16 protein-coding genes and 2 pseudogenes are annotated in these 21,982 nt (G+C 37.4%); 17 read left to right on the forward strand and 1 reads right to left on the reverse strand.

Annotated features, from left to right (window positions below; translation table 11 throughout):
* Positions 1 to 602: 602 nt before the first annotated feature.
* From MM239_RS14935 to MM239_RS14980, 10 genes and pseudogenes are all read left to right on the forward strand, one after another.
* On the forward strand, positions 603 to 911 hold the full coding sequence (locus MM239_RS14935; protein ID WP_241349056.1) for a hypothetical protein: 309 nt from the start codon (positions 603 to 605) through the stop codon (positions 909 to 911).
* Positions 912 to 961: 50 nt separating this feature from the next.
* On the forward strand, positions 962 to 1,510 hold the full coding sequence (locus MM239_RS14940; RefSeq protein WP_241349057.1) for a hypothetical protein: 549 nt from the start codon (positions 962 to 964) through the stop codon (positions 1,508 to 1,510).
* Positions 1,511 to 1,555: 45 nt separating this feature from the next.
* The gene (locus MM239_RS14945; protein ID WP_241349058.1) at positions 1,556 to 2,380 is read left to right on the forward strand and encodes a hypothetical protein; all 825 of its coding nucleotides are present in this window, start codon (positions 1,556 to 1,558) and stop codon (positions 2,378 to 2,380) included.
* A complete protein-coding gene (locus MM239_RS14950) occupies positions 2,356 to 3,888 on the forward strand; it encodes an RHS repeat domain-containing protein (RefSeq protein ID WP_241349059.1) in 1,533 nt (510 codons plus the stop codon). Before MM239_RS14945 ends, MM239_RS14950 begins: the two co-directional genes overlap by 25 nt.
* A gap of 135 nt (positions 3,889 to 4,023) precedes the next feature.
* Positions 4,024 to 4,641 (forward strand): hypothetical protein, encoded by a 618-nt coding sequence (locus tag MM239_RS14955; protein ID WP_241349060.1) that lies wholly within the window; start codon positions 4,024 to 4,026, stop codon positions 4,639 to 4,641.
* 167 nt (positions 4,642 to 4,808) lie between these two features.
* A complete protein-coding gene (locus MM239_RS14960; protein ID WP_241349061.1) occupies positions 4,809 to 5,231 on the forward strand; it encodes a hypothetical protein in 423 nt (140 codons plus the stop codon).
* Positions 5,232 to 5,357: 126 nt separating this feature from the next.
* On the forward strand, positions 5,358 to 5,954 hold the full coding sequence (locus tag MM239_RS14965) for a hypothetical protein (protein ID WP_241349062.1): 597 nt from the start codon (positions 5,358 to 5,360) through the stop codon (positions 5,952 to 5,954).
* A 293-nt stretch (positions 5,955 to 6,247) separates the two neighbouring features.
* Entirely contained in the window at positions 6,248 to 6,565 is a 318-nt protein-coding gene (locus MM239_RS14970; protein ID WP_241349063.1) for a hypothetical protein, read from the forward strand.
* 12 nt (positions 6,566 to 6,577) lie between these two features.
* Positions 6,578 to 7,312: pseudogene (locus tag MM239_RS14975) on the forward strand (hypothetical protein); the annotation flags it as partial.
* Positions 7,313 to 7,595: 283 nt separating this feature from the next.
* Complete coding sequence (locus MM239_RS14980) at positions 7,596 to 8,057, forward strand: hypothetical protein (RefSeq protein ID WP_241349065.1); 462 nt, start codon at positions 7,596 to 7,598, stop codon at positions 8,055 to 8,057.
* A gap of 31 nt (positions 8,058 to 8,088) precedes the next feature.
* Here MM239_RS14980 and MM239_RS14985 read toward each other — a convergent pair whose 3' ends face one another.
* Complete coding sequence (locus MM239_RS14985; RefSeq protein ID WP_241349066.1) at positions 8,089 to 8,424, reverse strand: helix-turn-helix domain-containing protein; 336 nt, start codon at positions 8,422 to 8,424, stop codon at positions 8,089 to 8,091.
* 544 nt (positions 8,425 to 8,968) lie between these two features.
* Here MM239_RS14985 and MM239_RS14990 point away from each other — a divergent pair.
* From MM239_RS14990 to MM239_RS15020, 7 genes and pseudogenes are all read left to right on the forward strand, one after another.
* Complete coding sequence (locus tag MM239_RS14990; RefSeq protein ID WP_241349067.1) at positions 8,969 to 9,364, forward strand: hypothetical protein; 396 nt, start codon at positions 8,969 to 8,971, stop codon at positions 9,362 to 9,364.
* 242 nt (positions 9,365 to 9,606) lie between these two features.
* A pseudogene (locus MM239_RS14995) lies at positions 9,607 to 9,937 on the forward strand (ISL3 family transposase); the annotation flags it as partial.
* A gap of 534 nt (positions 9,938 to 10,471) precedes the next feature.
* The gene (locus MM239_RS15000; protein WP_241349069.1) at positions 10,472 to 11,014 is read left to right on the forward strand and encodes a phage tail protein; all 543 of its coding nucleotides are present in this window, start codon (positions 10,472 to 10,474) and stop codon (positions 11,012 to 11,014) included.
* 69 nt (positions 11,015 to 11,083) lie between these two features.
* Positions 11,084 to 18,067: an Ig-like domain-containing protein gene (locus MM239_RS15005; RefSeq protein ID WP_241349070.1), complete on the forward strand. Its 6,984-nt coding sequence runs from the start codon at positions 11,084 to 11,086 to the stop codon at positions 18,065 to 18,067.
* Positions 18,068 to 18,172: 105 nt separating this feature from the next.
* On the forward strand, positions 18,173 to 19,114 hold the full coding sequence (locus tag MM239_RS15010; protein WP_241349071.1) for a PorP/SprF family type IX secretion system membrane protein: 942 nt from the start codon (positions 18,173 to 18,175) through the stop codon (positions 19,112 to 19,114).
* A 695-nt stretch (positions 19,115 to 19,809) separates the two neighbouring features.
* The gene (locus MM239_RS15015; RefSeq protein WP_241349072.1) at positions 19,810 to 20,205 is read left to right on the forward strand and encodes a hypothetical protein; all 396 of its coding nucleotides are present in this window, start codon (positions 19,810 to 19,812) and stop codon (positions 20,203 to 20,205) included.
* A gap of 269 nt (positions 20,206 to 20,474) precedes the next feature.
* Positions 20,475 to 21,887 (forward strand): PKD domain-containing protein, encoded by a 1,413-nt coding sequence (locus MM239_RS15020; RefSeq protein WP_241349073.1) that lies wholly within the window; start codon positions 20,475 to 20,477, stop codon positions 21,885 to 21,887.
* Positions 21,888 to 21,982: the final 95 nt, after the last annotated feature.

Here is a 21,982-nt window from a genome sequence, read left to right on the forward strand (position 1 = left end):
TTTTGTTGTATTTATAAGCTCTTTGCCTACCTAAATGCCATGATCCACAAAACTTGCAATGGTAACAGTTGAGTTCTAAGAGTTGGTCACGAACGAATTTACCCCTTTTTCCAAAAGAATAATAGTACCTATAAAAGACTAGCCATGCGGTTGCTTCAGAAGGATATTTAATTTTCCCAAAGCAAGCAACCATTTCATGACGCATCATTTCATTTTCTTTTCCCAAATAGAAGGTCTGTTTCATCATTAGGCTTTTTCTTTAATTTAACCCTTTGAAACATATTTATCAATGATGCACCCTTTAGGAGTTGTACAAAACAGGCTTTTATACAAGCAGTTGTATAAAATTGGGTTTTGATATTCTGGGATTTTTTAGGAGAAGTTGCTAAGTGTTAAAATGAAAATTGTATCGAAAAACTCAGAATAGGGTAGGGGTTTAGCCTGAAAATCTCGAATTTTTAAATTTCAGTGCATGCAAATCAAGCAAGTCTGTTTAATAAGTTCGCTCTTTTTTAAAAAGACAAAACCCAGAATGGACCTTTGTAAAATATGATATTCACAACAGGCCAATCATAATAGGGACATTTGAGGAAAATTTAACCTTGGAGCCTCTAAGAGACCAAGTTGAGAACTCTACAGGAATAAGGTTTGAATCCTATGCCAACAATGATGTAGGCTACAGCTTAAATTCATCTTATCCTACAAATGTAACCATAGAAAATGTATTGGCTATTTCATTCTTTGATGATTATTCATTTTTGGAAAATACTGGAGGATTAAATTTTGGCTCAAATATGGAGTTCCAGAGTATTACGGGTTTTACCCCTGTCACATATGAAACAGGAGTAAAGGGCTTGTCAACGGGGACAAAAAAAATCTTGGTAATAATAGTGATTGGAAATATAGTGTAAGTTATTAAGATGAATACTATCAACCTATCCAAATTGTTTCATCGCACCATATGGGTGTTGATGGGATAGTACGATCCACCAATCAATATGCTTTTTCGGGAGAGGTTCAAAAAAATATCATTTCCTATAGTTATGGCTCAAACTTGACTACAACTATCCAACGAAGGTTTACTTATGATCATGCAGGTCGACCCTTGAGGGTTTACCACCAAGTAAATGAATCACCAGAGGTTTTATTGAGTGCCTATGAATACAACCAGCTTGGACACGTGATCAATTCTGTCCATCATAGTAGAAATGATGGTGGGAGTTTTTTGTATCAAACAAACAATACGAATTCTATTCAAGGATGGCTTGAAGAAGTCACCTATCAATTTTCCAACAATGTGTTGGTTTTTAATCAAAAGCTCGACTATAACGAAGTAAGTGGTACCTCAAATGAAACTAGATTGGATGGTATGATTACATCAAATCAATGGAGAAACTATGAATCTCAAAACATCCAAGCATACAATTATACCTATGATTTGCCAAAGAGGTTGACTGGTTCTGCTTATAGAGAATATAATGGGACTAGCTGGATTCCAAATCAATTGTAGACCGAAGAGGGGATAAGTTATAGTGCCAATGGTAACAATATTGGATTGACCAGAAACAAAGATATGTCAGGTAGCGCACAACAAATTGATTTATTGTCATATACATACAATGGAAATATATTGACTTCCGTTTCCGACGGTGCACCAGCTGGGCAAAGTGCTGAAGGTTTTAGTGATGGAAATCCCACTGGAACAGACTATCTATACAATGCCAATGGTTTTTTAATAAGCGATGCAAACAAAAAGATTACCAGTATTAGTTTTACTTTAATGGATAGGCCTGTGCAAATCACATTTGATACAGGCGAGAACATCCGATATGCATATGGTGGTGATGGATCTCTTTTGAATGTTTCATATTATAACAGCTCTGATAATGTGCCCACAAGAACATTGGATTACGTAGGGGAATTGGTTTTTGAAGACGGGGTTTTAACTGATATTTATCATGATTTAGGTCGGGTAAGAGCCAATGATGGGTTTAAATATCAATATTATTTGGTTGATTACTTGGGTAATACCAGGGTTGTCCTCCAAGAAGATCCAGGTGTATTTGTTGCTTCTGCTGGCTTTGAAGTTGAATCTATTGAAAGTGAATCTAGCCAGTTTATAGGCTATGATGATATGGTTAGGATTTCTGCTGAAATGCTTAACCATACAGAAGGAAAAGAATCAACCTATGCAATGCGCCTGACGGGAGGATATGGAGAGAATATTGGACTTGCCAAGTCTGTTTCTGTATTACCGGGTGATACGGTAAGAATGGAAGTCTTTGGCAAATATATAGATATTGGTGAAGCTAAAAAGGATCCTGCAATTATGGCGATTTTGATGGCCATAACTGCATGCGACCCAATTTCAATGGGGTAGATGGAGGAATATCCACTACAATGCGTACCAGTACAAATAATAATGCCAGTCTTGCTGGGTTGATGACTGGAAAGGATGATAAAGGAGATGCTCCTGAGGCATATATAAATTATTTGTTTTTTGATCGTGAGATGAATTATAAATATGGAAGGTTCGTGCAAATGTCCAATAGTGCTAGAGAGGACGGATCCAATGTTCCACACGAAAGGTTATTTCAAGAAGTTGTAGCAGAAGAGCCTGGATATTTTTATATTTACCTATCTAACGATTCGAATACAGGGTCAGAAGCGTTCTTTGATGACTTTACGATCATGACTTCACAGTCTTATATCGTTCAGCAGATCGATTATTATCTATTTGGCTTGATAGCCAATAACAACGTCAGGACTAGCGATAAAGAGACGAAAGATTTATTTCAGGGGAAGAATTATGAAGAACTGACAGGTTGGTATGACTTTCATGCCCGACAGTATGACGCAGCGCTTGGGAGATATTTTGGAGTAGACCCACAGGATCAATTTGCTTCTCCGTATTTAGCAATGGGGAATAACCCAGTGATGATGATTGATCCCGATGGGGAGTTGGCTTTTCTGGCCACATTGGGAATTGGAGCAGCGATTAGTGGTGCAGGGTATACAGCAAATGTTGCATTCAGCAAAGGTGGTTTTGACAATTGGAGTTGGAGTCAGTTTGGCAAATCGCTAGGTATGGGAGCTGTCTCAGGAGTTGTGTCATTTGGAATTGGATCAATAATGGGGCCAGTGGGTAGTCAAGGTGTAGCAGGGGAAGTTAAAAGAGCAATGATGCATGGCCAAGCAAATATGATGGTTGGTTCGGCTTTTGGACTAACTCCAAGTTTATCCTCTTTTGCAGCAGGAAGTATTGGCTCTCTAGTTGGATCTGCTGCGCATGGATTGAGTCCAGTTGAGCAAATTGCAGGTTCAACATTGGCTGGGGGGCTTGGAGCCGAATTAACTGGGGGAGATTTTTGGAGGGGTGCTGCTGTAGGTGCTACTGTTGCAGGGTTGAATCATTTAACACATGCTGGAATAGAAGGACTGAAAGATCGTGCAGTTCTGCGGAAGATTCAGAATAACGGATGGAGTCCGATTGATTTGAGTGAAAATCCATATAAAGGTTTAGTGGAAGGATTTAGAGTGGCACGGTTGTACAATCGTGGCAAAGTTCCATTTTTGTATGAACAATTCCCAGATGGTTTTAGAATACAGGATTTGTTTGATTATTCGACCATTACAGTTGGAAAAGGAGGTTGGAGTGATCTGAGTGGAGAAAAAATTGGGAAAATATACATGTATAAGCATAAAGATTTTGATATTCGGTTAGATTCCAAATCTTTTAATATTGGAGATGTTGATCTTAGAGTTTCCCACCGACTTACACTTTATGATAATTCCAAATATTGGGCTGCACATCAGATAAGTTGGATACATTATCATAGACATTCCCATAGTTTGTGGCTGAATGCTGTCAATTTCATAAATAGGTAAATCATGAGGTTTTTGTTACTTATATTGAGTTTTTATTTGGTCTTCGGGTGTAAAGGGCAGTCACGTTCAGATTCCCAGTTGGATTGTTTTTATTCAGTTCTTGGAGAGGAAAATACTCAACCAATAAAGAATCTGATGAAAACATTTAATTTATTCTTAGGAGATAGTGTTGAAGAAAATAGTGGATCAATTCAAAAGATTAATGATTTCTTAGAAGCCTTAATTGGAGAGAGTGTTATGCTCGAACAAAAGCTTCAAAGTATTCAAGGGGAAAAATCATTTGTTGAAATGGAGAAGTCGGGAATGCGAAAAGAAATTTATCTCTATTTTGGAGAAAGATATAAAGGATTTTATGATATTGGAGAATTGATAAATCTCAAGAAATTTTATTCTAAAGCTGTAGATTCAACAGAATTAAATGAGGACTTTAAAGATTTGCTTTCATTTGAAGATGCTGAAGGCTTGGATAAAACTGAATCAGATAAGACTCTCGAAGATTTTCCGAACTTAAACTCGATGATATACTTTAACAAAGATGGTGCATATTTGTATGCTCTTGCCAAATCAAAAGGGCAAGATCCTTTTATACAGGAATATATAGTTGCCAAATTAAATAATGTAGAGAATCCTATATTATTTATTGAGGGGTTCTTATACAATAAAGAAAAATTGAATGATCCATTAGTGAGAATGATTATTGTTGTCGAAATATTTTACCCCATGGTTTTGAAGATTAAAGCAAGAGAATTTTGACCGAAAGCGATCTCAATACGAGTTAGAGATATTGACACGGAAAACAGTAAATACAGTATCGGTGTTTTTTGACAGTCCTAAGTATATGAAGTTTCAAATAATTGGTTCAATTCATTATAATAGACATGGTTATGATTATTGGTTAAGAGCCCAAAATTATATTTGGTATGGTAAATAATTTGTTTTTTCTTTCAATTTTATTAGCAATAGGAAATTGTAAACCTAAAGATAAAGCCAATTTATCCAAAGAATTGTTAATAGGAAGTTGGGCATCATGTCTTGAAGATGGTTTATATGTTGAGTTACACTTCACGGAGGAGGGGGATTATGCTTATCATTTAGATGCGGAAGTATTGGATTACAATTTTGGAAAGTATGCTGTTTGTTCAGACAAAATTCATGTTTCGGAACAAGAAGAGGATCTTGATTGTGAGCAGGAACTTGTGAATAGAATGGAAATTGTTTTCAAATCAAAGAAGAGTTTGAAAGTATTGAGAACGGAAAGAAGTATATTTCTAGAAAAATGTCAAACAAACCTATTATGGACTATAAATAGGGCACTAAATTTCTTAAAAAAAAAGGATACATGAATCAATTTATAGTTAGGAAAGACACGTTCAATTGTGTTAAAGTTTTTAGTGAATAGATTTATAGATTTACTGAAACCAAAGAATAAAGTTTTGAATATGAGCTTTTAGAGGTTTTTATAAACAGAAATGAAAAACACAATTTTTACTTTGATATTGGTTTTTACTCTCCAGACAGCATCTGCAATAGACTGTCCTATTGTAAACTACGTGGAAAACAGTGAGGTTGCTGAATTGATCTTCATTGGTACGGTGAAGGATTTGACTGCGGATTCAGTTCAATTCAAGATATATGAAACATTTAAGGGAGAAGTAAAAGAAGATGTCATGGTTTTAATTCCTACATTTTTCGAAAAGTTAAAATTGGACGATTTGTGGTTGGTCTATCTTTACAAGTCAGAAAATGGTGATATGGTTTTGAAGGAGTGCGGTGGAGCCAAAAATTTCTCGAATCCCATAGGTTTAAGTAACCTGTATTTACCAGAACCATCTTCAGTTGATCTTGATGAGAATTCGTACCAAAATTGGATGCATACTAACCGAATGATTATCCTTTATGATTTTCAGATGGAGTTATCATATTTGGGTAGAAAAAAACTTGATTGGAAACATGGAATTGAAACCGATAACGATATCGACAAGCCATTATTTTTACTTTATTGCATAGTGGTTATTAACCTGTTATTGTTGGGCTTGATTTTTTTGTTACTTTTAAAGAGAAGATAATGCCTTATTCTTTTTCGTTTCTAGAAGGTGAATTTCATAAATTTTCCCAAATTGGAAGCTGAGAGCCTTTAACGATCCCCGGCTGAGCGAAGAATAATGATGGCACTAGGTGTAGATTGATTGCAGTTAGACTTTTTTATTTCTGGATTCTCTACAGTTGTCAGGAGTAATTCCAGTTTTCAAGAATTGCTTTTAGTTCTGGGTTAGGCTTATCAAATTAGAGATCAGGAAATACCCTATTTCCTCACTTTCCTCCTCCAACCTACTTAAACTATCTCTTTTTTGATCGTGAGATGAATTATAAATATGGAGGGTTCGTGCAAATGTCCAATAGTGCAAGAGAGGACGGATCCAATGTTCCACACGAAAGGTTATTTCAAGAAGTTGTAGCAGAAGAGCCTGGATATTTTTATATTTACCTATCTAACGATTCCAATACAGGGTCAGAAGCGTTCATTGATGACTTTACGATCATGACTTCACAGTCTTATATCGTTCAGCAGATCGACTATTATCCATTTGGCTTGATAGCCAATAACAACGTCAGGACTAGCGATAAAGAGACGAAAGATTTATTTCAGGGGAAGAATTATGAAGAACTTACAGGTTAGTATGACTTTCATGCCAGGCAGTATGACCCAGCGCTTGTGAGATGGTTTGGAGTAGACCCACAGGATCAATTTGCTTCTCCGTATTTAGCAATGGGGAATAACCCAATGATGATGATTGATCCCGATGGGGAGTTGGCAGGACTTGTTCTGGGGGCTATGGCAGCAGGAGCTACGCAAAGTGCCTTATTCTATGCTTCAAGCTTGACTGCCGGAAATAGTTGGGATTGGGGACAATTTGCAAGCCAAATCGGGAAAGGGGCATTAACAGGTGGATTGACTGCTGGTGCTAGCTATACCTTTGCTGCAGGATTGAATGCTGCGGGACTAGGGATAAATGCATCATACTTTATGGGAGGTACTTTAGGTTCGTTTTCAGGTAGTGCATTTTCAGGTGGAATTCCAAATGAAACATTAAGTTTGGGATCTGTTGGTCTAGGTGCGGTTATGGGAGGCTGGAGAATGCAGAGGAGAAATAATCCTGCAAAAATATCGAGTATTTACGAGCCAGAGCCAAATGAGGTAGATATATTACTTGGAGAAGTTCTTGTAGTTGGAAAGCAAATGAAGATCCCTTGGTTGTGGGGAAAGACCAACGATTTGTTAAATGAGCTATGGGTCACTAAAGGTGGTCAAATGTTTATAGCAAACAATTTACCTCTTTCCACAGGTGCAATTAACCCCAATTATTCAATAGAATCCTTGGTTATTGGAGGAATGGCTACCAGTGGTGTTTTAAAAGGGAGGTAGTTGCCGCTAAGGGGGGCATTAAGGCGATAGAAGCTGGGAACTATGCTTTTACGAAGACTGCTGCTAAGCATTTAGCTTCAAGACCGTATATGAACTCTCCCTCTACTATTACCAATATTATGAAACAGGGTAAGGGTGTACCTGATGCATACTTTAAAGGGGGAATGAATTACAAAGTACCTGGAACGTTTAATGGTTCGCAAGGAGTTTGGGAGTTAGGCATTAACCCTCAGACTAATACAATCTATCATTTTCTTTTCAAAACAGTTAAATAGGTTGTGTTATGAAATTTATTATTGAATACGGACATCCTGTAGAGCAACGACTTCTAACATATATTCAAGAAGAATACTCTTTTGATATGGAGCCATTTGTGAAAAGTTGTGATTTTGAGCTGATACTAAACAAAATAAGTCTGTCGGTTATTGATGATACTATTGTTCAAATAACTGGCTTTTGTGGATTAGACAAATCAATGAAATCAAACTACCAAGTTCCCGAATATAAAAAGGGCTGTTTACGAGTTGAGCATAATTTAAACTATGGCTTTGCCTATGGAGTAAATGATGATGATAACTATGAATATCCTGTATGCATCAATGTTCAAAGCGGTTGGGTGTGCATAGGAAACCCTGAAAAGAAAGGTAATGCAGTCGAGTTTATAAATAACTGCGTTGCAGTTATAGATGATGATAAAGAGTTTGTATCGCTTTGGCTAAAGCCTGAAAAGTTACCTGATATTTAACCACAAAGCTCGATTAAATCGGGCTTTTTTACTACATAATACTTTGAAACTTAGTTTGCTTAATAAAAGCATCAAGGAGAGCGAAGACGTGTTGTTTTTCGCTCTCTTTTAGTTTTTGTATATCAAGAACACGGTTTACAATACTTTTTTCCAGTAGTACATCGGTAGAGCCTACCAAATAATCCAAAGACACTTCGAGAGCTTCGGCCAACTGCGTGGCCATCTCAATAGATGGTTTTACTTCATCACGCTCATACCTACCAATCACAGCACCGTGAACACCTACGAGTTTGCCCACTTCGTCCTGCGACATTTTTTTGTCTTTTCTCACTTCTGTGAGCCGTTTACCAAAGCTAATTGACTTCATAATTGTATTGAAAACTACACTAAATTAAATAATGTGGCAAAGATGAAGAAGCTCAAAACGTATTGGAACAAATCAATAAAAAAAGTTGGGATATTAAATCATTCAATATATGGAATATTGATATGAACAAATGGCTACAAAGCTTGAAGGGCACTATAACCAATAGGGATGAATTGTTAAAGCAGATAGACGCAAATAAGCAGGATAAGAAAATCGCAAAGCTGAGGAGTTTAGAGCTCACAGTATAAGAATAGGATACAAAGATTGAAGTAGTTGCCGCTAAGGGGAGTACGAACTTGTTAAAGTCTTTAGGATTAGGTTCTACCTGAGGTACCACAGCTGCGAATCTCACAGAGAAGCTGGCAATGAAGGAAATATTGTCTAATCCTTCAGCAGGTCAAATCATTAAAAATCATTGAGTGACCCACGTTGGAGTGGATGGAGTAAAATGACCAACAAAACGGCACACGGAATAGAAATACACTATAACGCTTAAAAAAATGGGAGAATTATATCTATTGATGACTTTAAAATTTATTACTCCGTGATGAAAGTTTTATGCAAATACAATGACCCAGATAATGTTCCACCAAGCGTTCCTAATAGCTTCAATTTTGGTCTTGAATTAGAAAAGGAATATTTGGTAATGGGCATCGTACTGGCTAAAAAACAGCTTTGGTATCTTGTAGACGAAAAGAGCAGGCCAAGTTTTTTTCCTTATCAACTATTTGAAGTTACGGATGCATCAATAAGTACTCGTTGGCATTTTAAATTGTATAGTGAAGATGATGGAATTTTTCCATTCGATAAAGAAGCTATGTGGGGCTATTATGAATTATGCTTTAATGAAAACCATAATGAACAAATAGTGGATAGAGAACCCGGAGCGTTAGAACTTTATTTTAAACGTAAGACAGAAATAGAAAACAATTTAGTATAAATCAAAGCCACGGAGAAATCCATGGCTTTTGTTATTTTAAATCAGTAAGGACGTTTGAGAGAGCGTCCTTTAATTTTTTTTTTCCACTAAAGCGTCCACGATAGAAAAGTCGGTTTTCTATTCTTGATCGCTCAGGGCTTCAATGGCTCTTACCTGTTTCATCAGTGAGCCGTCATAAGAATTTATATCAGTATTTACCATCAAGTGGATATTCCGGATTAGAGGGGTCAACATGCTCCGGAATATCCAATGCCTACAGATTGAAAGAGTTGTTCAATGAATTCTGGACTTTCAAGGACACAGAACAAGCCACAGCTTACCTGGCATACTGGTGCGATTTAGTGAAGGAATCAGGTATATTCCCTTTTATTGAAGCGGCTAAGACAATTCAAACACATTGGTTTGGTATTATTACTTACACAGAAACTAATTTAACAAATGGTGTTCTTGAAGGAATATATTCAAATAGCAAAAAAAAGAGCTAGAGGTTACAGGAATATATCCAATTTCATTAATATGATTTACTTTATCTCTGGGAAACTCAAATTCGACTACCCACTATATTCCACATAGAGCCTGAATCTAGAAAATCAAGCCAATAAGCAGTTAGATGAAAGATTGAGTTAATTTAATTTTTATATAATGTTTAACACTAGAATGAACACTGGCTATGAACCTTTAAATCATTTTTCTCAATGATTTGAATCATTCAAGAATTACATTTTTAAAATTAGTGACCACTAACTAGAGCATTTCATATTTAAGAGAGTATTGTATTTATATCTGAATATTAGGTAGTTATATTTTGAGATCTTAAAATTATATTTTATAGTTGTTAAAATGTATTTTGTTTTTTTGTGCTTTTTTTTGGTGAAAAAAAGTCGAAATAGTTTTTTAATTATTTGTTTAATTACAATATTTACAACGATTAAAATTAATTATTCTTAATAAAAATTACAGGTTAAAATATTGTGTTTGATTGAATTCTAGTGATATATAATCTTTAATTCTAAGATACAGTTAATAAACTTTTGATTTACTTGACCAACTATTTGATTTCAATTTCCACAATAGTCTTATTTATTTTCAATTTTAATTTAATAAAAAATGGAACCATTTATTGGACAAATCATGATGTTCGCCGGTGACTTTGCACCTCGTGGATGGGCATTCTGCGGAGGACAAATCCTCCCTATTTCTCAGTATCAGGCATTATTCGCACTCATTGGGACTACCTATGGTGGAGATGGGAAATCTACATTTGCACTCCCCGATTTGAGAGGTAGAGGGCCAATTCATTTTGGTAATGGGCCAGGGTTGGCACCAGTTATTCAAGGACAGGCTGGTGGTACGGAAGAGGTCACTTTAAACACTTCAAATTTACCCCCTCACAATCATATGGTCAGTGTGAGCAATCAGGCTGCAACTACTCAAAGTCCAGCTGGTGGATTTCCAGCAGCACCACAATTTCAAATAGATAGGCAAAGCCCTATGGTGAATGTCAATGCGTATGGAAGTTCTCCTAATGCAACTTTAAACCCAGCAGCAGTATCAGCTACAGGTAGTGGAATTCCTTTTGATAACAGAAGTCCCTATTTAGCTATCAATTTCGTAATCGCCTTAGTAGGGATTTACCCAAGTAGGCCTTAAAACCTAAGTCCTGTTTACTTCAATGTGTGAACAGGACTTCTTTGTTTGTTACCCATATCACCCATCTATATGAAAAAAACTTTACTTATTTACCTAATTTCTCTACTAATTGTAAATTTCTCATGGGTTTCCTCTGGTTTTTCACAATATATAGTAATTGATTTTGAGAATCCGCCTAGTATTGGTGCAGTTCAATCCATTTCAGTTGATGGTTTTACATTTGCTGCAACCTTGACTAACAATACTTATATTGGTTTCTTAACTAATCTTCCAGAATTATCAGGATCAAACAATTCCACAGTTTTGGTTGATACTAATATAGAAGTTGGTGGATTGACTATCTGGACAATTTCTAGAGATAATGGAGAAGGTTTTCAATTTAGTAGCATATATATTCAAGAAAGAGGTTTTGGATCATTGGATGGTTATATTACAGGATATAAAGAAGGAGTTCCGACAGGTGCTAGTAAACCTATTAGCTTCAATGGGGTACAGGATTTTTCAGATGACCCTGATTTTTTTGATGTAGATGAAATTCAGATTGAAGCAGATGATTTTTTTGTAGCTATAGATGATTTCACTTATGGTTCTGCTATCGATCCAGTAGATAATATCGCTCCAACAGATATTTTATTGGATAATTCTAGTGTAGCTGAAAACGAAGCTGTAGGCTCCTTAGTAGGGCTGTTGTCAGCTGAAGATCCAGATATAGGGGATACTTTTACATTTAGTCTGGTATCGGGTGCTGGCGATGAGGATAATAGTTCATTCAGCATTATAGGGAATGAACTTAGGACAGCCGAAGTCTTTGATTTTGAGACTAAAAGTTCATATAATATCCGTATTCGTGTGATAGATTCAGGCGGTTTGTTTTTTGAAAAACTGTTTACAATAAGTGTATTAAATGTCAATGAAAATCCTTCTGTAATTGCGCCTTTGACGATCTCAGTTTTTGAAGATCAAGCGCAGGCTTTAACAGGAATTTCATTTTCTGATCCTGATTCAGGAATTAATCCAGTAACAGCAACTTTTACTGTAGATAGTGGAAGTCTTGCCGCAACGTCAGCAAATGGAGTGACGGTAACAGGTTCTTCGGACAACTTGGAATTGGAGGGAAGTCTTTCAGATATTAATGATTTCATTTCAGCAGGTAATTTGATATTTACCACAGCCTTGAATGCTACCTCTGATGTAACATTGACAATTATTATCAACGATAATGGCCATTCTGGTATAGGAGGAGCGCTAACTGATCAGGCAAGTGTTAACATCCAAGTCACAGCCGTGAACGATGCTCCTGTTAATTCAGTACCAGGAACTCAACAAGTTGATCAGAATAGCGCTCTTGTGTTTTCAAGTGCCAATGGCAACCCGATTAGTGTAAGCGATGTAGACGCTGGTGGAGCAAGCATTAAAATATCCTTAGCAGTCACCAATGGTGTTTTAACACTATCAGGATCCACAGGTTTAAATTTTACCTCAGGGACGGGAGTAAATAATTCTACCATGGTTTTTGAAGGCTCAATTACTAATATTAATGTGGCTTTGGAGGGGATGGTATTCACTCCAACTTCAGGATTCAGTGGATCAGCAACGCTAACAATCACCAGCGATGACCAGGGTTTCTCCGGATCAGGTGGTGCACTAACGGCAACTGATGAAGTATTAATCAATGTGAACATTGTTGCTCCTGTAATATCTTCGGTAACTGTACCATCAGACGGTGTGTACGCTATAGGTGAAAATTTGGATTTCACCTTGAACTTTTCTGAAGTAGTGACTGTCAACGGTTCACCCCAGCTCAGTCTGACAATCGGGTCTACAACAAGACAAGCAACTTACATTTCTGGTTCAGGTACCAATGCATTGGTATTCAGATATACCGTTCAAAGCGGAGACCTTGATTTGAATGGAATCCTTGCTGGAACACTTTCTCTTAATGGTGGGACAATAAGGGATTTTGCTGATAATAATGCTAACCTAACCTTGAATGCAATAGGTAGTACAGCTCAAGTTTTGGTGGATGGGGTTAGGCCAACCGTTTCCAGTTTGAGTTTGAGCAATACCACTTATGCAATTGGACAAACGGGAACACTTACAGTGGTGTTTAGCGAAAGAATCGCTGGGCTAGAAACTAATGATTTCACTGTGTCTAATGGTACTTTATCTGGCTTGTCTTCCTCAGATGGAGGGATCACTTGGACAGCAACATTTACCCCTTCAAGTAATGTGCAACAAACGGTCAATCTTATCACCCTTGATAATACAGGCTATACAGACCTGGCAGGAAATGCAGGTACAGGAACTACAGACTCCAATAATTATGCAATTGATACGCAGCGACCTACAGCTACCGTCGCAATTGCAGAAAATGTAATTGCGATTGGAGATACACCTTTGGTTACCATAACTTTCAGTGAAGCAATAACGGGACTAACCCTGGCTGATTTTCTTGTAGCAAATGGAAGTCTGAGTAATTTGTTAACTACTGATGGAGGAATCACTTGGACCGCTTTATTGACTCCAGATAATGGAGTGAATGATATGACCAATGTAATAACCTTAGACAACACAGGTTTTCAGGATTTTGCTGGTAATACAGGTATAGGAACAACTGACTCTAATAACTATACAATTGATACCCAGAGACCTACTGCAATCATAGTAGTGGCCGATACTCAACTTATTATTGGGGATGTTTCCGTGGTGACCATCACCTTTAGTGAAGCAGTCACAGGCCTAACACTGACTGATTTCTCTGTAGCGAATGGAATCTTAAGTGATTTAAGTAGCGCTGATGGAGGAATCACTTGGACTGCTTTATTGACTCCTGATAATGGAGTGAATGATCCAACTAATGTGATTGTCTTAGATAATACTGAATTTCAGGATTCTTTTGGTAATACAGGCGTAGGAATCACCAACTCCAATAATTATGCTGTGATTACCACCACACCCACAGCTACGCTCATTATAAGTGATACCCAGCTAATAATTGGAGAAACCACTACCTTGACCATTACATTCAGCGAAGCAGTAACAGGATTGGTAATTTCTGACTTTACAGTAGCCAATGGAGTTTTGAGCGGTTTGACATCTTCCGATGGTGGGATCACTTGGACAGCAACCTTGACGCCGAGCAATGGAGTGGATAATCCGACAAATGTGATTACGCTTGATAATACAAGTTATCAAAGTGTTTCAGGAAATGCAGGTACAGGAACTACAGATTCCAATAATTATGCAATTGATACGCAGCGACCTACTGCAACCATAACAGTAGCTGATGATCAATTGACAGTAGGAGAAACAACTTCAGTTACAATTATATTTAGCGAAGCTGTTACAGGCTTAACCCTTGCAGATTTCTCAGTATCCAATGGGATTTTGACGAGCTTGAGTACTAATGATAATATTACTTATACTGCGACATTGACGCCCACAATAAATACGGAGCAAGCGACCAATTTAATTACCTTGGACAATACTGGCTACCAAGATGTGCCGGGTAATACGGGGATAGGTGCTACTGATTCAAACAATTATCTGGTAGACACTAGACCTCCATTGGTTCAAACTCAGGATTTAACTGTTCAGTTGGGAGTAGATGGTACGGCAAGTATTTTAGCCAGTCAGGTTGATAATAACAGTATTGATGGATTTGGTATAGCTAGTGTTTCGGTTAACCAGACTAGCTTCGATTGTAGCGATGTTGGACCTAACACATTGACCCTAACAGTTACAGATAACAATGGCAATCAAGCAACAGGAACTGCAATAGTTACGGTGGAAGATGTTACTGGTCCTGAGGTTACAACTCAAAATATAAGTATCCAGCTTGATACATCAGGAAGTGCAAGTATAAATGCAATTGATCTTGTTTTCGAAAGTACAGATGCATGTGGTGTCTCAAGTACTACTGCTAGCCAAACCGACTTTGATAGCAATGATATTGGAGAAAATATCATCTCTGTTACAGTTACGGATACAAATGGTAATTCAACTACTGCAACTGCAATTGTTGAAGTATTAGCAATTGATATCACAGGCATCACATTCGAGGATCAAAGTTTTGTCTTTGACGGAACAGAGAAGTCACTTGAAATCACTGGTACACTACCAGCAGGAACTTCTGTGGCTTATGATAACAATACCAGAACTGATGTAGGAACACAGGAAGCTACTGCAACGATCTCAGGAAGCAATTATACCACCTTGGTACTGACAGCTGATCTGACCATCACTCCAGCAACAATCACAGGCATCACGTTCGAGAATCAGAGTTTTGTCTTTGACGGAACAGAAAAATCCATAGAGATCACTGGCACTTTACCAGTAGGCACTTCTGTAGCTTATGATAACAATACCAGAACAGATGTAGGAACACAGGAAGCTACTGCAACGATCTCAGGAAGCAATTATACCACCTTGGTGCTTACAGCTAATCTGACGATCACTCCAGCAACAATCACAGGTATTACATTCGAAGATGGAAGTTTTGTCTTTGACGGAACAGAAAAATCCATAGAGATCACTGGCACTTTACCAGTAGGCACTTCTGTAGCTTATGATAACAATACCAGAACTGATGTAGGAACACAGGAAGCTACTGCAACGATCTCAGGAAGCAATTATACCACCTTGGTGCTTACAGCTGATCTGACGATCACTCCAGCAACAATCACAGGTATTACATTCGAAGATGGAAGTTTTGTATATGATGGCACAGAAAAATCCATAGAGATCACTGGCACTTTACCAGTAGGCACTTCTGTCTCCTATGAAAATAATACCAGAACAAATGTAGGAACACAGGAAGCTACTGCAACGATCACAGGAAGCAATTATACTACCTTGGTGCTTACAGCTGACCTGACGATCACTCCAGCAACAATCACAGGCATCACTTTCGAAGACGGTGATTTTGTCTTTGATGGCACAGAAAAATCTCTTGAAATCACTGGCACTTTACCAGCAGGCACTTCTGTCTCCTATGAAAATAATACCAGAACAAATGTAGGAACACAGGAAGCTACTGCAACGATCACAGGAAGCAATTATACCACCTTGGTGCTTACAGCTGATCTGACGATCACCCCAGCAACAATCACAGGTGTTACTTTTGAGGATGGAAGTTTTGTCTTTGACGGAACAGTGAAATCCATAGAGATCACTGGCACTTTACCAGTAGGCACTTCTGTAGCTTATGATAACAATACCAGAACTGATGTAGGAACGCAGGGAGCTACTGCAACGATCTCAGGAAGCAATTATACCACCTTGGTACTGACAGCTGATCTGACGATCACTCCAGCAACAATCACAGGTGTTACTTTTGAGGATGGAAGTTTTGTCTTTGACGGAACAGAGAGGTCACTTGAAATCACTGGCACTTTACCAGCAGGCACTTCTGTAGCTTATGATAACAATACCAGAACAGATATAGGAACACAGGAGGCTATTGCAACGATCACTGGTGACAACTTCACGTCGTTGGTTTTGACAGCTGACCTGACCATTACACCTGCTGTGTTAGAAATTAACCCTACGCTAAATCAAGGGAAAGTTTACGGAGAAAGTGACCCAATGCTAACCTTTACTGCTACTGGTTTCGGTAGTGGAGATGATGAAGCAATTTTAACAGGTTCAATTGTAAGGGTTGCAGGAGAGCATGTAGGAAGCTACGCGATTACGCAAGGATCACTTGATGCTGGGGCTAACTATTCCATTTTATTTAATGAAGTAGATTTCCACATCACGCAAGCCCAATTGACCATCACAGCAGCTGATCAGACCAAGGTATATGGTACAGCAAATCCATCCTTGACTTTCAGCTATGATGGATTAGTAAATGGAGATACCAAAGTGACAACAGAACCAAGTATCAGCACCTCAGCAACAGCAAGTTCAGCAGTTGGAACCTATCCAATCACCTTGACAGGTGGCGAAGATGATAACTATGAGATCACTTTGGTAGCAGGAGCATTGGAAGTGACAAAAGCAACGCTAACAATCACAGCAGATAGCCAAATCAAACCATTTGGGGTTGAAGATCCAGCCTTGACTTATCAAGTGTCAGGATTAGTAAATGGTGATCAACTGGCAACCATAACTGGTTCTCTTCAGAGAGCAGTTGGTGAGGAGCCTGGTAGCTATGCTATAGGCCTAGGAAGCTTGTCAGCAGGAGCGAATTATACCATCAACTTTGTTTCAGCAGATTTAACAATCACAGCTTCTGAAATAGACATGGTATTCCAGCCTGCAAATGTAGAAACCGCATGGGGTCAGGAACCAGCTTTACCTTCAAGTATCGGGGTGATGACTGCTGATGGTCAAGTATTATCATTCCCGATTACTTGGAACCTATCACCATTGAACATCTACGCAAGAGGAGATTACGCACTCGAAGCAGTGATCAACCTATCAGAAGGCTACACAAATCCTATGGAATTGATGGCTAATGTGACGGTAACAGTACTACCAAAACCAGCACCGCAAGACTTGCTATTGGATAACTTATCCTTCAGAGCCGATAGTAAAAACTATCAGGTTAGGGTAGGGGGACTTAGTGTGGTAGACCCTGTAGATAATGTACATAGCATCGAGCTGGTACAGGGCGCCTATGAAAGTAGCTTCTTTGCAATCATCAACAATGCCTTGTACTGGAACACCACCGCAAGGGTAGAAGGGAAGAAAACCTTCGAAGTGCTCATCAGAGTCACAGATAGAGATGGCAATGTGATAGAGAAGGTGTTCACGATCGAAAGAACAAGAGAATCAGTTTCCGCAATTGAAATTTACAACTCTTTCAGCCCTAATGGTGATGGTACCAATGATACTTGGGGAGTACCAGAATTGAGGTATTACAGTGGCGTGGTGATCCAAGTGTTCGAGAGAAGTGGTAAGCGCTTGTTCTACACGCAAAACCCTGATATCAAATGGGATGGTTTCTTTGAAACCATAGCGTTACCTACAGGTACTTACTACTGGACAGTAGAAGTGAAAGAGACGGGAGAAGTGAGAAAGGGCATGTTGAATCTATTTAGAAAGTAATAGAAATAATGAAAGACGAAGGAAGAAGGATGAAATATCCCTTCCTTCTTTTTCACAATCAACAACATTTTAACGCCTAACATTTAACGTTTAACAAGATTGATCATGAAAAAAATATACCTACTCTTTATTGCAATTACAATGAGCATGTCATCATTTGCTCAATCAAGAAAATATGTGTCTCAGTTTAGCCACATGCAGAGTTATTTCAATCCTGCATTAACAGGCTATGAAGGGTCGAATTTCCGTGGTTTGATCAGAAATCAATGGGTGGGGTTTGAAGGAGCTCCGATGACATATTTTGGGAGTTTGGAGTTTGACATTGCAGACTTTTCCAAAGGTGCAGATCCAAATAAGAATGCTTTAGGGTTCAATGTGCTCCATGATCAATATGGGGCATTTGTAGAGACCGAGATGATAGGTTCCTATGCTTCTAGGATTCAAGTAGGAGAGAAGACAGCTATCCGTTTGGGTATGGGTGTGAGCTACAATCAAGTGAGGCTAGACGGTAACAGCCTGACCACAGAGCAAGCTAGCGATCCAGTTATAGGGCAATACTTGAACAGCTTTGCCAACATGCAAGTGTTAGATTTCAATATCGGTATGGCACTAACCCATCCAAATTATTATGTTTCCTATGCCGTCTCAAATGTAAACAAAGGAGCTATCAACTCAGGAGACGTATTCACGGAAAGAAAACCAAGAGTGGGAATCTTCCAAGCGGGCTACAGGAATGCATTGAGTCAAAACTTGGCTTTGGCAACAAACTTCATGTATAGAACACAGCAAGATTTGCCAGATAACATTGAGTTCAATTTCAAAGTATTAATGATGGATAGAATATGGCTAGGTGGAGGACATAGGATCGATTATGCAAACAATTTCCAGCTTGGAGTCTTGTTTCCAATGATCAGGATAGGCTATGTCTATGAATTGCCAATGAACAAATCTTACCTCTTGCCAAATACTACACATGAGTTCTTAGCTGTGATTCCATTGTTCAAGAAAAACATCCGGTCAGACAGGAGAGAGGTTTTGATTTGGTAAGAAACCTGACAGGTTTTAGAAAGAGATGTAGTATTAGAAACCTGCCAGGTTTTAAATAAGATTAGTCAAAATAAATGTTATTGTTCAAAACCTGACAGGTTTTAGTGAGGTGTCATTTGATGTAGAAACCTACCAGATTTTAAAGAAAAGATTGTAATGATAAATGTCATCGTTCGAAATCTGGCAGGTTTTTGAAGCTAGTATTTGATATAGAAACCTAGCAGGTTTTTCAAAATGATTGTCATATAGAAAAGTTTGAGTCGAAACCAGACAGGTTTTCGAATCGCTTTCAAAAGAGAAAACTTTTTAAACCGTAATTTTTTTAGCTAAAGTATAGGGACTCTACAATTGAAAATTTGAAGCTTCTAGCTTCAGATTTTTTCATTTTTGACTAACGAAAAGTTGAATAAAGTAAACAAAGCAGCAAGATTTAAAGAAGTATTTCAATTCACATTAAAAAATTTTTTAAACAAGCCTATTTTTCAAATCTTCCTTTTTGCATTTCAATTCTGCATAATTGGACTTCTCTGACTTTGTGTTTCAAAAACGGTTTTTGAAACATGTAAAAGTTGAAAAATGACTTAGGAATGGTGTTATTTACGATAAATAATTCAAATATTTCTTCCCTCACTAAATTTCATTTTATGAATTCGTCAGAGATTTTATGGGGCACTTCAAAAAGTCCTTATAAATACATGAAACGTTCAATACTTCAGAATGGTCTCTATACACTTTTTATATTGTTGGTAATTATAGGTTTCATTTTTCCGATGCAAGCTTTTGGGCAGGCTGGTACTTTAAATTTAACAGAAGTAGGATTTCATGGAAATACATTGACTGATGGCGATGCCTGTTCAATTAATATCCCAGGCATTACCTATAATATCTATGGAGTTAATTCGAGTGGAGGGAAAATAGGAAATATCCTGGTTTTAGACTATTCTCCCCCAAGAGAGTCACACTATTTCTTTGTTGATGATGGCAGTTACTTTGGATTGCCAATCAATAGATTGATAATTGAAAGCGGATCAGGAAATTCGTTATCCGAACACCTTCCAACCATTCTCGTCGGTTCAATTTATCCCTGGTGAGTTGCTCCCCAGCTGAGCCCACTTCCGTTTCAATTGAACCTTGCAAATTTCAATTCAATAAAATATACATGACTGTCCACTTTCTTGCACGTAGCCAATTATTAGGTTATTGGATTAGCAATTTGATATTCTGCTTAAGGGAATTGTTCCCTAATGATGAGTATTCAGAGCTTAATAAAGCTACTTCATATATAACGTGTAATATTGCGAATACTCATAAAATATATTTACAAACTGTCTAAAAAGGCAACCACTTACAGTATTTAAATATGAGAAATTTCAAAATTAAACTATTCAATTCTAAGTTGGAAAAAATTATTTTTTTCAGCTTTATTCTATTAATTTTCTATTCTTCTGTTGTTCATGGCCAAAGAGTTTTAATTTTAAAAGATCAGACCAACATTCATGTTGGTGTTACAGCTCTTAAAAGTCATTTAGAATCAAACGGAATGATTGTTGATTTCAGTGATTTTTTAGAGCATCAATTTTCTGGAGGTACATTTAATGTTAATGGAGGTATTCCTAAAACCCTGAATGATTATGAAGTTGTAGTTCATATGAATGGTGAAACTTATGGAACTCCTATGCCATCTGCTGGTCAAACAGCTTTGATGGATTTTGTTAATAGCGGTGGAGGTTATTTAGGAGGTGAATGGTTATCTTTTGAAAGAAGCTCACACACCATTATGCATGATTTAATTTTGTTAGAAAGATTAAGTGGTGTAACTCAAATTCTTACATTTAACAAAGTTTCTAATTTATCTCATCCTATTACGGATAATTTGCCAAGTAATTTTTCTACCTCGTCTGCTTATGGTAGAAGTCCTGGTCGAATTCCTGCAAATTTAATATCAGAAGTTACTGTTTTGATGACTTCTCCGTTTAATAGTGGTGACTCCCCATCTGTAGTTTTTAGAGAGCTTGAAAGAGGTAGAGTTGTTTTTTTTGATCATACAGTAGGTGTTTATGGATCTAGTAATCCATATATAAATGACCCTAATATGTTGGAATTATACCTGAGTTCAATTAATTGGTTAAGTGGAGGTATAGATGTTTCTGGAAATTTGTGTGAAGAAAATAATTCTGTAGATTTTAGAGTTGTTTACAATGATTCTCAAGATCCTGTTATTTCGTATTCATGGACTATTTCTGATGGGACAACTTCAATTTCAAATTCTATCCTTAATAAATCTTTTTCAAGTTCTGGAGATTATGTAGTCACTGTTACTTTAGGATTAGAAAGTGGTGAAATTAAGACCTACAGTCGAAACTTTAAAATCTCTCCATCTGCGTCAACAGCTTTTGCTGGTGATGATGTTTTTTTACAACCTGGATCTACTTCTACATCTTTAATTGGAAATTCACCAGCTTCTGGAGTTCCATCTTGGTCTATAGTTTCTGGCCCTAACACTCCAAATTTGAGTCAATCGGATGCTGTTTTAAATTTAACAGGTTTAATTAATGGTCATTATGTTTTTAAGTATACAATAACAGCTGAAGGTATTTGCGATCCTAAATTTGATTTCGTCAATTTATATATAGCAGATGTTCCAAGAATGAATAATTTGAGTGTATCAAATGTAACATCTTCTTCTGCTACTTTTAATGTGGACATAACATCTGATGCAGGGTCAACAATAACTTCAAGAGGCAGCAATTCCGAGCATAAATTTTCAAGTTGATTGTTAGGTTGTTACAACTATGCTTAAGAATTAATCTTCGGGCTATTCAAAAGGAACGTAAAAAATCCTATATAACTGAACCTGAGTCACATGCA

It is taken from the genome of Belliella filtrata (assembly GCF_022549775.1).
GTDB lineage: Bacteria > Bacteroidota > Bacteroidia > Cytophagales > Cyclobacteriaceae > Belliella > Belliella filtrata.